The sequence below is a fragment of the Anoxybacillus sp. LAT27 genome (assembly GCF_022030075.1).
Lineage (GTDB): Bacteria > Bacillota > Bacilli > Bacillales > Anoxybacillaceae > Anoxybacillus > Anoxybacillus kestanbolensis.
Map to the genome: position 1 here is coordinate 13,654 of NZ_JAIWYK010000440.1, position 12,716 is coordinate 26,369.

General features: G+C 44.4%; 19 protein-coding genes. 6 read left to right on the forward strand and 13 right to left on the reverse strand.

The window, feature by feature from the left end:
• Positions 1-6: 6 nt before the first annotated feature.
• The 7 genes from spoVAE to LD028_RS14035 all read right to left on the reverse strand — a co-directional run bounded on the left by spoVAE (position 7) and on the right by LD028_RS14035 (position 3,328).
• Positions 7-363: a stage V sporulation protein AE gene (gene spoVAE / locus LD028_RS14005; protein ID WP_035048897.1), complete on the reverse strand. Its 357-nt coding sequence runs from the start codon at positions 361-363 to the stop codon at positions 7-9.
• The gene (spoVAD, locus tag LD028_RS14010) at positions 360-1,376 is read right to left on the reverse strand and encodes a stage V sporulation protein AD (RefSeq protein WP_237812113.1); all 1,017 of its coding nucleotides are present in this window, start codon (positions 1,374-1,376) and stop codon (positions 360-362) included. The genes spoVAE and spoVAD overlap by 4 nt, the downstream gene beginning before the upstream one ends.
• On the reverse strand, positions 1,373-1,855 hold the full coding sequence (gene spoVAC / locus LD028_RS14015; protein ID WP_035020855.1) for a stage V sporulation protein AC: 483 nt from the start codon (positions 1,853-1,855) through the stop codon (positions 1,373-1,375). Before spoVAC ends, spoVAD begins: the two co-directional genes overlap by 4 nt.
• 9 nt (positions 1,856-1,864) lie before the next feature.
• Positions 1,865-2,320, reverse strand: a complete 456-nt coding sequence (locus LD028_RS14020; protein ID WP_237812114.1) for a YhcN/YlaJ family sporulation lipoprotein — start codon at positions 2,318-2,320, stop codon at positions 1,865-1,867.
• A 58-nt stretch (positions 2,321-2,378) separates the two neighbouring features.
• Positions 2,379-2,582, reverse strand: coding sequence for a DUF1657 domain-containing protein (locus LD028_RS14025; RefSeq protein ID WP_009362150.1), 204 nt, complete (start codon positions 2,580-2,582; stop codon positions 2,379-2,381).
• A gap of 83 nt (positions 2,583-2,665) precedes the next feature.
• Entirely contained in the window at positions 2,666-2,857 is a 192-nt protein-coding gene (locus LD028_RS14030; RefSeq protein ID WP_237812115.1) for a phage holin family protein, read from the reverse strand.
• Positions 2,858-3,064: 207 nt separating this feature from the next.
• Positions 3,065-3,328 carry a spore coat protein regulator YlbO gene (locus tag LD028_RS14035; RefSeq protein WP_035065017.1) on the reverse strand — a complete coding sequence of 88 codons (264 nt, stop codon included), beginning with the start codon at positions 3,326-3,328 and terminating at the stop codon, positions 3,065-3,067.
• A gap of 155 nt (positions 3,329-3,483) precedes the next feature.
• On the opposite strand from LD028_RS14035, the gene LD028_RS14040 reads away from it, so the two are divergent.
• Both LD028_RS14040 and LD028_RS14045 read left to right on the forward strand, forming a co-directional pair.
• A complete protein-coding gene (locus LD028_RS14040; RefSeq protein WP_237812116.1) occupies positions 3,484-4,203 on the forward strand; it encodes a BMQ_0737 family morphogenetic spore coat protein in 720 nt (239 codons plus the stop codon).
• Positions 4,204-4,293: 90 nt separating this feature from the next.
• Positions 4,294-4,962, forward strand: a complete 669-nt coding sequence (locus LD028_RS14045) for a mitotic spindle assembly checkpoint protein MAD1 (protein ID WP_237812117.1) — start codon at positions 4,294-4,296, stop codon at positions 4,960-4,962.
• Between the two features lie 29 nt (positions 4,963-4,991).
• On the opposite strand, the gene LD028_RS14050 is transcribed toward LD028_RS14045, so the two are convergent.
• Positions 4,992-5,315, reverse strand: coding sequence for a DUF1360 domain-containing protein (locus LD028_RS14050; protein WP_035065006.1), 324 nt, complete (start codon positions 5,313-5,315; stop codon positions 4,992-4,994).
• Between the two features lie 124 nt (positions 5,316-5,439).
• On the opposite strand from LD028_RS14050, the gene LD028_RS14055 reads away from it, so the two are divergent.
• Genes LD028_RS14055 through LD028_RS14070 form a run of 4 tightly spaced genes read left to right on the forward strand, consistent with a single transcriptional unit; the run spans position 5,440 to position 9,137 of the window.
• Positions 5,440-5,772 carry a hypothetical protein gene (locus LD028_RS14055; RefSeq protein WP_237812118.1) on the forward strand — a complete coding sequence of 111 codons (333 nt, stop codon included), beginning with the start codon at positions 5,440-5,442 and terminating at the stop codon, positions 5,770-5,772.
• A 13-nt stretch (positions 5,773-5,785) separates the two neighbouring features.
• A complete protein-coding gene (locus LD028_RS14060; protein ID WP_237812119.1) occupies positions 5,786-7,060 on the forward strand; it encodes a UDP-glucose dehydrogenase family protein in 1,275 nt (424 codons plus the stop codon).
• Positions 7,057-7,998 carry an NAD-dependent epimerase/dehydratase family protein gene (locus LD028_RS14065; protein ID WP_237812120.1) on the forward strand — a complete coding sequence of 314 codons (942 nt, stop codon included), beginning with the start codon at positions 7,057-7,059 and terminating at the stop codon, positions 7,996-7,998. The genes LD028_RS14060 and LD028_RS14065 overlap by 4 nt, the downstream gene beginning before the upstream one ends.
• A gap of 2 nt (positions 7,999-8,000) precedes the next feature.
• Positions 8,001-9,137 (forward strand): glycosyltransferase family 4 protein, encoded by a 1,137-nt coding sequence (locus tag LD028_RS14070; RefSeq protein ID WP_237812121.1) that lies wholly within the window; start codon positions 8,001-8,003, stop codon positions 9,135-9,137.
• On the opposite strand, the gene LD028_RS14075 is transcribed toward LD028_RS14070, so the two are convergent.
• From LD028_RS14075 to mgtE, 5 genes are all read right to left on the reverse strand, one after another.
• Entirely contained in the window at positions 9,121-9,477 is a 357-nt protein-coding gene (locus tag LD028_RS14075; protein WP_035020845.1) for a CotO family spore coat protein, read from the reverse strand. The two genes, LD028_RS14070 and LD028_RS14075, sit on opposite strands and share 17 nt — an antisense overlap.
• Positions 9,478-9,657: 180 nt before the next feature.
• The gene (locus LD028_RS14080; RefSeq protein WP_237812122.1) at positions 9,658-10,068 is read right to left on the reverse strand and encodes a type II toxin-antitoxin system HicB family antitoxin; all 411 of its coding nucleotides are present in this window, start codon (positions 10,066-10,068) and stop codon (positions 9,658-9,660) included.
• Positions 10,069-10,096: 28 nt separating this feature from the next.
• Positions 10,097-10,288: a type II toxin-antitoxin system HicA family toxin gene (locus LD028_RS14085; RefSeq protein ID WP_035046168.1), complete on the reverse strand. Its 192-nt coding sequence runs from the start codon at positions 10,286-10,288 to the stop codon at positions 10,097-10,099.
• Between the two features lie 185 nt (positions 10,289-10,473).
• A complete protein-coding gene (fabI, locus tag LD028_RS14090; RefSeq protein ID WP_006322799.1) occupies positions 10,474-11,250 on the reverse strand; it encodes an enoyl-ACP reductase FabI in 777 nt (258 codons plus the stop codon).
• A 92-nt stretch (positions 11,251-11,342) separates the two neighbouring features.
• Entirely contained in the window at positions 11,343-12,665 is a 1,323-nt protein-coding gene (gene mgtE, locus LD028_RS14095) for a magnesium transporter (RefSeq protein WP_237812123.1), read from the reverse strand.
• Positions 12,666-12,716 lie beyond the last annotated feature (51 nt).

Sequence of the window (12,716 nt, forward strand, 5' to 3'; positions counted from 1 at the left end):
GTCCCTCTATCCTTTCGGTTTAAATAATAATGCTCCGATAAAACCGAATACGATGGCTGCTGAAATGCCGGCGCTCGTCACTTCAAACATGCCCGTCAACACCCCGACAATGCCATGTTTTTCTGCCTCTTGCATCGCCCCGTGCACGAGCGCATTACCGAAACTTGTAATGGGAATCGTTGCCCCTGCACCTGCAAAATCAATAAGCGGCTCGTACAATCCAAATCCGTCTAAAATCGCTCCTGTCACAACGAGTGCGCTTAACGTATGGGCAGGCGTCAACTTAAACACATCAAACATCACTTGTCCAATGACGCAAATAAGCCCTCCGACGACAAACGCCCAGAAAAACATCGCCATCATGAATGATCGCCTCCATATTCAATCGCAACTGCATGGGCAATGCAAGGAATCGTCTCGCCTTGTTGAAACGTGAGCGGCGATAAAAGCGCTCCTGTCGCTACGACAAGCATGCGCTTTATCTCTCCTCGCTTCATACGATTCAACAAATGACCGTACACGACCGTCGCAGAACACCCTGCCCCGCTCCCTCCCGACAACACCGGCTGTCCTTCGCGATAAATGATTAACCCGCAATCTTGATATCGCTCTTCTTCAAGCTCCATCCCGTTTTTTCGCAACAAATCGAGCGAGACGGTGCGGCCGATTTTTCCTAAATCGCCCGTGACAATTAAATCGTAATACGACGCATCGACTTGCATATCGCGTAAATGCGCTTCAATCGTATCGACTGCGGCTGGCGCCATCGCCCCGCCCATATTAAACGGGTCGGTCAATCCCATATCGACGACGCGCCCAATCGTCGCCGATGTAATGCGTGGACCATCTCCTTCACTTCCGACGAGCGCTACCCCTGCCCCAGTCACCGTCCATTGCGCCGTCGGCGGCTTTTGCCCACCGTATTCGGTCGGATAACGAAACTGCTTTTCGACGGCAGCGTTATGGCTTGCGGCACCTGTTAATATGTACTTCGCTCCGCCGTAATTGACGATAAACGCGCTTAACGCGAGCGCTTCCATCGATGTCGAACAAGCGCCAAATACACCTAAATACGGGGTGCTAAGCGTGCGTGCCGCAAAGCTTGACGGCGTCATTTGATTAATTAAATCGCCAGAAATAATGAATTGCACTTGTTCTTTTTCGATGTTTGCTTTCGCCATCGCTTGAAAAAACGCTTCTTCAAACAGCACTTTATGCGCTTTTTCATACGAATCTTCCCCGAGCCAAAGGTCTTCATGAAGCAAATCAAAATCATCGGCAATGTTTCCGTTCGCTTCAAACGGTCCGCCGACTGTGGCAGCGGCGACGATGACCGGACGGTTTTCAAACACCCATGTGCGATGTCCTTTCATCATCCGAGCCCACCCCATTTCACCGCGATCGTTTTAATAAGCGCCACGACGAAAGCGGAAAACGTACCGAACAAAATGACAGAACCAGCTAGTTTAAACATATTGCCGCCAACGCCGAGCACGAATCCTTCCGTCCGATGTTCAATGGCGGCGGAAATGACGGCGTTGCCGAATCCGGTGACAGGCACCGCACTTCCTGCCCCGGCAAATTGCGCCAATCGGTCGTATACGCCAAAACCGGTTAACAACATCGCGATAAATACCATCGTCGCCACCGTCGGATTGCCGACCGTTTTTTCCGTAAAGTCGAAAAAGTACATATAAAAATAAGAAATTGCTTGGCCAATCGCACAAATCAAACCGCCAACAAAAAAGGCACGCACGCAATTTTTTAACACCGGTCGCTTCGTTTCACGCGCTTGTTCAAATTGATGATACTGTTGTTGAACGGGCGTTAAATGTTTTCGCTTTTCGTTTGCCATCATCTCACCTCACGTTTGTTCTTCACTTAATTTTTGAATGACCGTTACTTCTTTTTCGATTTCTTTTTCGTTCATCTGTTTCGTTTCAATTTTTTCTTTTAACGCTTTCGTTTTCCAAAAAATTTTCAAATCGTGCGAGGCGATCACTTTTTCATCGAACGCATCGTTTAACATATTCCGTACATCTTTTTCAATTTGTTTCATTCGAAAGCGATGCAAATGTTTCACTTGATACGCGACAAGCAACCGTCCGTTCGCCTCAACCGCCACCGCATCTTTCACATCTTGTCGTTCCTTTAACATCTGTACGGCTTTTTCGGCATGTTGTTGGTCGCTTCGTTTCGCGCTTCCGTTATGACTAACATTGGTGATATTTTCTTGTTGAAGCGACTGGTTTTGTTCTTTCTGTTCATGTGCACAACTCATAAGAAAAAAAACGGAAATGAGTACAAGCCATTTTTTCATAGCATTCACCTTTCTATGCATGTAACGAAAGGGCGCCCTTATTGGACACCCGCATTACTTACTGTTTATATTGTGGCTCTTCTTGTTCAATTTCTTGCAAGCGCGGTGCTACTAAATCGACGATCGCTTGCGTTTGTTGTGCCGCTTGTTGATACAATTGTTTTGCTTTTTCATTTTCTGTTTGCAACGCAAACGTTTCAAAACTTGCTTGCGCCGACTTTAACCCCGCTAACGTTTGTTTGACAGAACTGGCGACAGTCATCATAAACCCTCCTTTTCCTTTTTCACACAATAGCATGCGCTCATATGACAAAGTTATACAAAAAAAATAGCCCCTAAAAGGAGCTACGGTTTATCACGAAATCCTTTTCCGATCGACGGATTGTTTAAAATGCCTGCCATCACTAAAATGCTTAAAAACGCATTCCATAATTGCTCATATTTTCCTAAATCTAAATCAACCCCAAACGTTTGAAGCAAAAGCGCAATAAACGAACCGATCGCTAACCATAGTCCGTAATTTTTAAAACGCTCCATCATTTTCTCCCCCATGCTATTGTTTTAATTTCTTTCCACATCCACAACCGCCTGTTTTTTTTACAGGTGCTGGTGAAGATGTATATACTTTTGCAGCTTGTGATCCACCGAGAACAATTGGCTTTTTCTTTTCCATTGTCAAACCCTCCACACGTGTAAGATACAATAGCATATGAAAAAGATGGAGCGAACGACTATGCGTTTTCTCTATTTCTTTTTTTCCGTAAATGAAAATGGGGTCGAAAGTGGCAGCTGTCCGCCTTGTTTTAACGCTTGTTGGCGCTTGACCGTATGCATAAACCACGAATCTGTTCCTTGCCCGAATAACTGTTTTGTCAGTTGTTCAATTTGCTTTTTTAACTCCTCGTTTTCTTTTTTTAACCGTTTCACTTCTTGATAACGTTGTTCACTTAACTCCGCTAACTCTTTTAACAACACATTTTCCGCCCGCAACATATCTATTTCTTGCATATGCCCACCCCTTTCTACTACATAACAATTCAAACGGACGCTCATTTATGACAAAAAAATTCCGCACTTATCCCTGCACACTTACCTACCTTTCTCATACTATACAGTAGTCCCGATACATGCGACGGGAAAAACTGAAATAGGAGGAACGAGGCATGACGCATCATAAAGAGCGTAAAGAAAAAGTGTGTATTAAAACACGCAAAGTGTATGACTGGGTTACTCGTCAAGTCGATGTGCCGTTGCGCAGTTTTTCAAATGGGGATTTGGAAGCGATTTTCCCTGAAAGCAAATGTCCACGTCACGGGCAAACGGTGTGTGACTTTTTCGCATCAAACGGTTTAAGTGCTGGCGATTTCTCGATTCGCTGCTTTTTAACAGACGATGAAGGCAATCGCATTGATCGCACAGTCGACAACAACGCGTTAATTTGCCAAGAAATTTTACAACCAAACGGACGTCAACCTGTTCACGTCACACTTCCATCAGGCGACACAGTTACATTACAAAAAGTAAAAGTGCTCGTAAAAGGTCACGTTGTCGTGCAAGTCGTTAATGCGAACGGCCACGTCGTTTGCGAATCTAGCCCAATCCCATTTGCGACGGCACAAACATTTATCTTATGCGCACCAGAAGGAACGACGCTCGATTGCCACATTTCGTTTTTCGAATGTGACGCAAGCTTAATTTGCACTGACAACTTCTCTCAGCTTGATGTATCGATTACATTATGCGTAGAAGTGCAAATGGAAGCAGACGTAAAAATCGAAGTCGAAGCACGCTTCTGCCAACCGCGCGAAGAAATTTTAGAAGCAACACTTTGCCCAACAGACAAATTCCCACCGCAATGCCCAGAAGTATTCCCGGCACATTAATGAATGAAAAGGCTGTTGTCGTTCAGCAGCCTTTTTTTATTGATGTTTTTTTCGTTTTTACATATACATGAAAAAGAAAGGAGGGATATGATGAACCATATTCAACTGCAACAAAAAATTATTCATTATCGCTCGGAAGTGGCGAAATATAAACAACTTTTGCAGCTTGCCGAAACCGAGTTAAAGCGCGAGCAATTGCGCAATCAATATATACAAAAGCAACTCGAACAACTAGACGAATACGAACAAACCATCGAACAATTAAAACAACAACTTCTTTTTTACGAAGTGGCGCTTGAAGAAGAAAAAAAGCGAAAAAAAGAAATGAAACAAGATATCGTACGTGCGCATGCGTATTTCACGTATGCGGTCATGATTTCAGAGGAGAAAGAAGAGCCGACGACGGTCATCGGCGATTTCGTTGTCGAAAATATTGGTAATACACCACTTAACGATCCGATCATTTGCCTTCGCCTTCGTCCTCCCGATCATGCGCAATTAAGTGGAAAATTTTCCTTTCGACAACTGCAAGAAGAAGGCGGTTGGACGTTTGCGGTCGACAATTGGCGCCAAAAAATAAAAGAAGGAGAATATTGGTTAAAGCCAATCGATGAAACGACGCTTTTGCCAAACGAACAACTGCGCTTTCCGTCATTTGAATTGCGCATCGTACAAACGATTGTCGTCGAAGCGTTCGTTTATTTCCGCCAGCTGAAACAAGGGGTATCGTCTTTCAATCATATCGTGATCAACAAATAAGCAGGCATCCGCCCGCTTTTTTATTTGCTTCATTTTTGGACAATCATTTCGATGACAGACGCGACACCTGCAATCGCTAATATCGACACAAGTGGCATAAACATGGTTGGCGCATAAACTGTTCCGACGTACAACAGCGCCGCACACCACACCCCTGTACACCAATGACAACTTAACAGCTCCCCGATCCACTTTCTTATCCCTGTCCCTTTGATGACAATATACGTCTCTCCGTCTTGTTCGAACTCATCATGAAACGGCGCGCGCAAAAACGACGTAATGCGGTCGTACACAAGTAAGCGCGTCAAACGAAATGAAGCAACACATAACAAAAAAAAGTGAAAAGCATCCATTCTCTCGCCTCCTCGCTTCACTTTATGTTCTCCATTCACAAAACATGTAGTGCTTTCGCCCATTCCCTTTTTTTCATTTCACATATAATGCAATGAGTCAATTCATAAAAAAGGATGTGAAACTGTGTATAACATTTTTTTCAGCAACCGTCTTTTAGCGAAGCATCGCCATATCCAACAAATGTGCGCGACACTTTCGACATTAAGCGAAGGAACAGAACTACATGTGCACACAAACAACGAGACGTACTATAACGTGAAGCTCGTGCAAGTCGACACATTGGCGAAAACATTAACCATCATCGTTGACCCATTTTATAAAAAAGGAGGAACAGCGCTTACGCTCAACTGTCGTGACATCGTCGCAGTCGAGTTTCCGACCGAGGCGCTCGTCGCCGCAGGCAAAGAACAAACAACAACAATTGGAACGAAAAAAACAGAAGACGAAGACGAGTAAAGGAAGTGAACGTATGAACGTTTGTATCATTGGTGCCGGTTATGTCGGATTAACGACAGCTGCTGTTCTCGCAAAACTCGGGCATACCGTTCATTGTATTGATGAAAACGAACAAAAAATTGCCGCCTTACAACGCGGAGAAATCCCAATTTACGAGCCACGTTTAGCTGAGTTATTTACCGACCATCAAAGTCGGCTTTTTTCTCATCATGATGGACAAAAACATATACAAGAAGCAGACGTCATTTTTATTTGCGTCGGCACACCTCCAGATGTAAAAGGAAAACCAGACGTCTCGTACGTCAATCGCGCCATTGACATGCTTATCCCACATGTAAGCGATCATCAAACGCTCGTCATGAAAAGCACCGTCCCGATCGGAACGAACGAACGGATATACGAACGACTAAAAAACGAAGGAAAACATGTACGCGTCGTCTCAAACCCCGAATTTTTACGGGAAGGCTCTGCCGTTTACGATTCTTTCCATCCTGACCGTATCGTCATCGGCTTACGTGACGATGATGATCGTTCCCTTTCCGTCATGCAAACGTTATATGCCGGCATTCATGCACCATATGTCGTGACAAGTTTAAGTGGCGCAGAAATGATAAAATATGCTGCCAACGCTTTTTTAGCGACGAAAATTTCCTTTATAAACGAAATGGCACGCCTTTGCGACACGTACGGTGTCGACGTTGTCGACGTCGCCAAAGGAATCGGCCTTGACGGAAGAATCGGTCCGCACTTTTTACAAGCTGGGATCGGCTATGGGGGCTCTTGTTTTCCGAAAGATGTGACAGCTCTTATTCAAATGGCGTATGAACAAATGGTGCGACCGTACATGTTAGAAGCGACAAAAGCGGTAAACGACACGCAGATCAATTGGTACGTTCAAAAAATGAAACGAACGTTAGGAGAACTTGCTGGGAGACGTATTGCCGTCCTCGGCATCGCTTTTAAACCAAATACAGACGATATTCGTGAATCTCCCGCCGTTTTACTCATCAACAAACTGCACGCCCATGGCGCTGACGTCATTGCTCATGATCCAAAAGCTACACTTCCACACGACGTCGCGGTTAAACAAGCAAAAACGATAGATGAAGCGGTTAAAAAGGCTGATGCGCTTATCGTTGCGACCGATTGGGATGCGTATAAACAGTTAAATTGGGAAGAAGTAAAACGAATGATGAACGGAAACGCCGTCATCGACGGACGAAATAGCTTGCCTCGTGAGGCGATCATAAACGCAGGACTACACTATATCGGGGTGGGGCGCAGATGAACATACTTGTTACAGGAGCAGCTGGCTTTATCGGTTCGCACGTATGCGAAGCATTGTTACAGCACCATCACGTCATCGGCATCGACTGTTTCACCGGTCCGACGCCAAAACAATGGAAAGAAAAAACGATCGCCATGTTAAAAAAACATGACCGTTTTACATGGCTCGAGGGTGATTTATTGTCGTTGCCGCTTGACGACATCGTCAAACAAGTCGACGTCATTTATCATTTGGCTGGCATGCCGGGCGTACGCACAAGCTGGGGAACGTCATTTGATTTATACACAACAAACAACATATTAGCAACGCAACGGTTGCTTGAAGCGTGTAAACAACATCGACCAAAACAGTTCATTTATACGTCCACCTCATCCGTTTACGGAGAAAAACATGAGCGCGTGCATGAAAACATGACTCCGACTCCTCTTTCACCGTACGGCATCACGAAGCTTGCTGGCGAACATTTATGCCACGTATATGAATCGGAGTTTGGCGTGCCGATGACGATTTTACGTTATTTTACTGTATACGGTCCACGCCAGCGACCTGATATGGCATTTCATCGCTTTATTCGCCAAATGTTGTTTGATGAGCTAATCACGATTTTCGGAGACGGCACACAAACGCGCGACTTTACGTACATTTCCGACTGCGTCAATGGTACGCTTGCTGTACTTGGCAACGACAAAGCGATTGGCGAAACGTTTAACATTGGTGGAAAAGAGCGTGCATCTATTAACGACGTCATTGCCATGCTTGAAAACATGATCGGGAAACAAGCAAAAAAACAATATGTCAATCAAGCGATCGGCGAGCCTAAACATACGTGGGCGGACATTTCAAAAGCAAAAAACATGCTTGCCTACGCCCCGAACGTGCCGTTACGAGAAGGGTTGCGTCGTGAAGTCGAATATATTCGCTCGCTTTACGGGAGGTAGCTATGCGCATCGCATTCATTTGTACAGAAAAATTGCCGTCGCCAGCCGTCAAAGGGGGCGCTATTCAACTGATGATTGATGGCATCGCTCCCATGTTTGCCGCCAAACATACGCTCACTATTTTTTCGATTACCGATCCGTCGCTTCCCTCATACGAACAGCGTGATGGCATCGAATATGTGCGCGTGCCAAAAGAACAGTACGAACAACATATCGTCAACGAACTAAAAAAGCGTACGTTTGACGTCATTCACGTTTTTAACCGCCCCGCAAACGTGTTATTTTACAAACAAGCTGCGCCAAACAGCCGTTTCGTCACAAGTTTGCATAACGATATGTTTTCGCCGATGAAAATGAAACGTGACGTTGCCGAACGAGTGATTGCGGAAGTAGATGCGATCACAACGGTAAGTGAATATATGAAACGAACCGTCACAAAACGATACGATGTCCGAGACGATCTCATTCACGTCGTCTACTCAGGTGTCGATGCGACACGCTACACGCCGCCATGGACGGAGGAAGGAAAACAAATGCGCACCACCATGCGCCAACGTTTTGGAACAGAAGATGATGACGTCATTTTATTTATCGGGCGGTTAAGCAAAACAAAAGGGGTACACGTGTTAATCGAAAGCATGAATCATGTATTAGCCGAACGTCCAAAGGCAAAGCTCGTCATCGTCGGAGGCAAATGGTTTAGCGACAATCGTCCAAACGAATATGTGCGCTTCCTTCATCAACTAGCGAAGCCTTACAACGATCGTATTCAATTTACAAGCTACATTCCGTCCGAATACATTCCACACATATTCACAATCGGTGATGTGTTCGTTTGCAGTTCGCAATGGCACGAGCCGCTTGCCCGCGTACATTACGAAGCGATGGCGGCGGGCGTGCCGATCGTGACGACAAACCGCGGCGGAAATAGCGAAGTGATCGAACATAACGTAAACGGGCTTGTCGTTGACGACTATGCGTCACCAAAAGCGTTCGCACGCGCCATTAGCGAATTATTGCACGATAAAGAAAAAGCGCTCGCACTTGCTTACGAAGGACGAAAACGAGCGGAAACGACGTTTTCCTTCGCAAACACAGCCGAGCAGCTTGAGCGTGTATATATTACGATTTGCCAATAAGCGATACCGATACGACATGTTCAATCGGGATCGTGATCGTTTTTTCTTCTTCACTTAATGTAAAAACGACTTTTTTCTTATCGCACGTTTGAATGACTCCTTCATACGTGCGATTTTTCGTTTTCAACTCACACGTCACCGGGCGAAGTTCATTCGGGAGCGTCGCTAAAAATTCAATACGCTCAGCCGTATTCATCTCACGAAAATTCGCAAATGACGGTGGTGGATACGACAGCTTTTCTTTTTTCGTCCGAAACGTCTGTTGCATATAACACGTTTTCGGCCCTAAATTCGGCTGAACGATATACAACAACGGCGCATTTTCCACACGCTTTTTCATTCTCACACCCCTCCTTTTTACGACTACTATATGCGCAAAAAGAAAGGGGCATGCCATAATACATAAAAAGCTGTTTGGTCGATGCCAAACAGCTTTCAAATTAGCGTGCTAAAACATGCTTCATTTAGTCCCTGGAGAATTTTTTCTTCATGTACGGATGAGGCTTTTTGTGTTTACACCTTATCGGTCAGTAGCTCCCAAATGTTTTTTTAATGCTTCTTGAAGAATTTGTGAATAGTTCACATTATATTGTTTGGCAAGGTCATCTAACCATTTCGGAATGGTTAATGTCTTTTTCACGGCTTTATTCTCCATTTCGTGGCGGAAGGGTGGCATCCACACTTCGACGAACACAACGACTTGGTGTTTTTCTGTTTGAATTTCTGACACTTTTGAAGGTTGAGGGATTTCTTCATTTTCCTGTTCCAAGCCATATAGATGCAATGCCATCGCTTCTTTTGCCATTTGAAACGCTTCCTCTTCCGTATCTCCACAAGTAAAGCAACCAGGAAGATCGGGAAACTCAACAGATATTCCATCACTATCGTAATCGAAAATAGCTGGATAAATGTAACGATCTTTTTTATTCATTAGGTATTAACCTCCTTTTCGTACAGGTTTAGAGTAGTCCGGCCTGCTTGAGTATACTTTTTACCGTTTTTGCTGGTAGGTCTTTCTTAGGATGGGGGATGGTCACTAAACCAGGTTTACTAGGATGTTTAAACTGATGATGGCTGCCACTCGTTCTTACTATGTACCATCCGTCCTGTTGTATCATTTTAATTAATTGTTTTGAAGAATAACTCTTCATTTCCCTCTCCCCTTGATTTTATTATAACACGTATTAAAGTACGTACAATATTTTTTCGTTTCCTTTCACCGCCCAAAATTTGTCGAAGTTTCATAGAAACAGTGGTTCATTGCTTTGATCTCTAGTTTTTTCTAATTCCCCCTTACTGAAAAAAGCTGTTCGGCAAATGCCAAACAGCTTTCAAATTAGCGCGCTAAAATGTGGTAGCCAGAGTCGACGTGGATAATTTCGCCTGTCACGCCGCGCGATAAGTCGCTAAATAAAAATAAGGCTGTGTCGCCAACTTCTTCTTGTGTCGTTGTGCGACGTAGTGGTGCACGCTCTTCAATTTCTTTTAAAATCGAGTTAAAATCGCCGACACCTTTCGCAGATAACGTGCGAATTGGACCTGCGGAAATGGCGTTGACGCGAATGCCGTATTTCCCTAAGTCGTTCGCTAAATATTTCACGCTCGCTTCTAACGATGCTTTTGCGACGCCCATGACGTTATAGTTTTGCACGACACGCTCGCCACCTAAATACGTTAATGTGACGATGCTGCCGCCTTCGGTCATTAGCTCTTTCGCCGCTTTCGCCACCGCTGTTAACGAATAGGCGCTAATGTTGTGTGCAAGTAAAAATCCTTCGCGATCGACGTTCATATACTCGCCTTCTAAATGTTCTTTATTCGCAAACGCGATACAATGCGCAAGACCGTGAATAACGCCCACTTGCTCTTTAATTTGCGCAAAGCATGATGCAATTTCCTCATCTTTCGTTACATCACAAGGCAATACAAGCGCTGTGTCATCTTCTAACGTCGCCACTAATTTTTTCACTTCATTTTCAAAACGCTCACCTGCATATGTAAAAATTAATCGTGCTCCTGCCGCATGAAGCGCACGCGCAATGCCCCAAGCGATGCTTCGTTTATTTGCCACACCCATAATGACGTATGTCTTCCCTTGTAATGATAATTGCATATTCGTTCATCCCCTTAAATTTATGATTTGTTATTAGAACCTAGTATTAATATGATTATAACAAAAAATTCCCTACTTTCAAATAGGGAATTTTATAATAAATAGTCCATAAACATCGTCGCTAAACCGAAATAAATGAGAATGCTAATTAAATCGTTAATCGTCGTAATAAACGGACCAGATGCAACAGCCGGGTCGATGCGCAATTTATGCATAAAGAGCGGAATGAGCGCCCCTGCAACTGTCGCGACCGTCAACGTCGCAAATAACGCTAATCCGACGAGCACACCTAAGAAAAACTGTTGCTTCCATACGTACACAACAATCGTAATGACGACGCCACAAGATAAACCGATAAGTAGCCCCGTTAGCGCTTCGCGTGCAAGCATGCGCCACTTTCCTTCTTTTTCGAAATCCCCCATCGCTAAACGGCGCACCGCGACCGCCAACGACTGCGTCCCTGTATTTCCAGACATGCCCGCAATAAGCGGAATAAACACCGCTAAAATCGCGACTTTTTGCAACGTGTCTTCAAAACGGCTAATTAAATTCGCCGTCATCATGCCTAAAAACAGTAAAATAATGAGCCACGGCAACCGCTTTTTCGCCGCTTCGAACGGAGTGTATTGAATATCGACATCCGGAACCCCCGCGAGTTTCGAATAGTCGTCTGTCGCTTCTTCCGAAATGACGTCGACAATGTCATCGACGGTAATAATCCCAAGCAAATGATTGTTCATATCGACGACAGGAAGCGCTAAAAAATCGTAGTTTTGCATTTTGCGCGCCACTTCTTCTTGATCTTCATCAACAAATACAGAAACGACCCGATCGTTCATGACATCACAAATCATCGCATCATCATCCGATGTCAACAGCTCGCGTAGCGACAATACCCCAACGAGCTGCCGTTGTTCATTGACGACATACAAATAATAAATCGTTTCCGCATTCGCTGCTTCTCTTTTTAAAATTTGCATCGCCGAACGCACCGTTTGATTGGCGTGAATGGCGATATATTCCGTTGTCATAATGCTTCCGGCCGTATATTCTTTATAATGAAGCAACCCTTGAATATCTTTCGCCGCTTCATCGTCCATAATCGTTAAATAATTCGCTACTTCGTTTTTATCTAGTTCATTTAATACGTCCGCCGCATTGTCGGCATACATGTGCGCGAGCATTTGCGCCACAAATAACGGATCCATTTCCGACAAATAAATTTTATATTCATCTTCTTCAATGTCGAGGTGGTCAAAAATTTCCGCCATTTCCGCTGGCGACAAATATTCATACATGCGTTTTCTCACTTCTGGGCTTTGTTCAACGTAAAACTTCGCCCGATCATACGGATGCAATTTTAAAAACTGTTTTCGAAACGCTTCGATTTTTCCATCATATAACGCCTGCAACATAATACCCCTCCTCTCGACAAAAATCGCTTTTCTTATTATGCGCGAATCTTT

Bases quoted from the DNA above. Each gene is read 5' to 3' on its own strand.
- spoVAE (WP_035048897.1), bottom strand. From the start codon at position 363: ATGATGGCGATGTTTTTCTGGGCGTTTGTCGTCGGAGGGCTTATTTGC.
- spoVAD (WP_237812113.1), bottom strand. From the start codon at position 1,376: ATGATGAAAGGACATCGCACATGGGTGTTTGAAAACCGTCCGGTCATC.
- spoVAC (WP_035020855.1), bottom strand. From the start codon at position 1,855: ATGGCAAACGAAAAGCGAAAACATTTAACGCCCGTTCAACAACAGTAT.
- LD028_RS14020 (WP_237812114.1), bottom strand. From the start codon at position 2,320: ATGAAAAAATGGCTTGTACTCATTTCCGTTTTTTTTCTTATGAGTTGT.
- LD028_RS14025 (WP_009362150.1), bottom strand. From the start codon at position 2,582: ATGACTGTCGCCAGTTCTGTCAAACAAACGTTAGCGGGGTTAAAGTCG.
- LD028_RS14030 (WP_237812115.1), bottom strand. From the start codon at position 2,857: ATGGAGCGTTTTAAAAATTACGGACTATGGTTAGCGATCGGTTCGTTT.
- LD028_RS14035 (WP_035065017.1), bottom strand. From the start codon at position 3,328: ATGCAAGAAATAGATATGTTGCGGGCGGAAAATGTGTTGTTAAAAGAG.
- LD028_RS14040 (WP_237812116.1), top strand. From the start codon at position 3,484: ATGACGCATCATAAAGAGCGTAAAGAAAAAGTGTGTATTAAAACACGC.
- LD028_RS14045 (WP_237812117.1), top strand. From the start codon at position 4,294: ATGAACCATATTCAACTGCAACAAAAAATTATTCATTATCGCTCGGAA.
- LD028_RS14050 (WP_035065006.1), bottom strand. From the start codon at position 5,315: ATGGATGCTTTTCACTTTTTTTTGTTATGTGTTGCTTCATTTCGTTTG.
- LD028_RS14060 (WP_237812119.1), top strand. From the start codon at position 5,786: ATGAACGTTTGTATCATTGGTGCCGGTTATGTCGGATTAACGACAGCT.
- LD028_RS14065 (WP_237812120.1), top strand. From the start codon at position 7,057: ATGAACATACTTGTTACAGGAGCAGCTGGCTTTATCGGTTCGCACGTA.
- LD028_RS14070 (WP_237812121.1), top strand. From the start codon at position 8,001: ATGCGCATCGCATTCATTTGTACAGAAAAATTGCCGTCGCCAGCCGTC.
- LD028_RS14075 (WP_035020845.1), bottom strand. From the start codon at position 9,477: ATGAAAAAGCGTGTGGAAAATGCGCCGTTGTTGTATATCGTTCAGCCG.
- LD028_RS14080 (WP_237812122.1), bottom strand. From the start codon at position 10,068: ATGAATAAAAAAGATCGTTACATTTATCCAGCTATTTTCGATTACGAT.
- LD028_RS14085 (WP_035046168.1), bottom strand. From the start codon at position 10,288: ATGAAGAGTTATTCTTCAAAACAATTAATTAAAATGATACAACAGGAC.
- fabI (WP_006322799.1), bottom strand. From the start codon at position 11,250: ATGCAATTATCATTACAAGGGAAGACATACGTCATTATGGGTGTGGCA.
- mgtE (WP_237812123.1), bottom strand. From the start codon at position 12,665: ATGTTGCAGGCGTTATATGATGGAAAAATCGAAGCGTTTCGAAAACAG.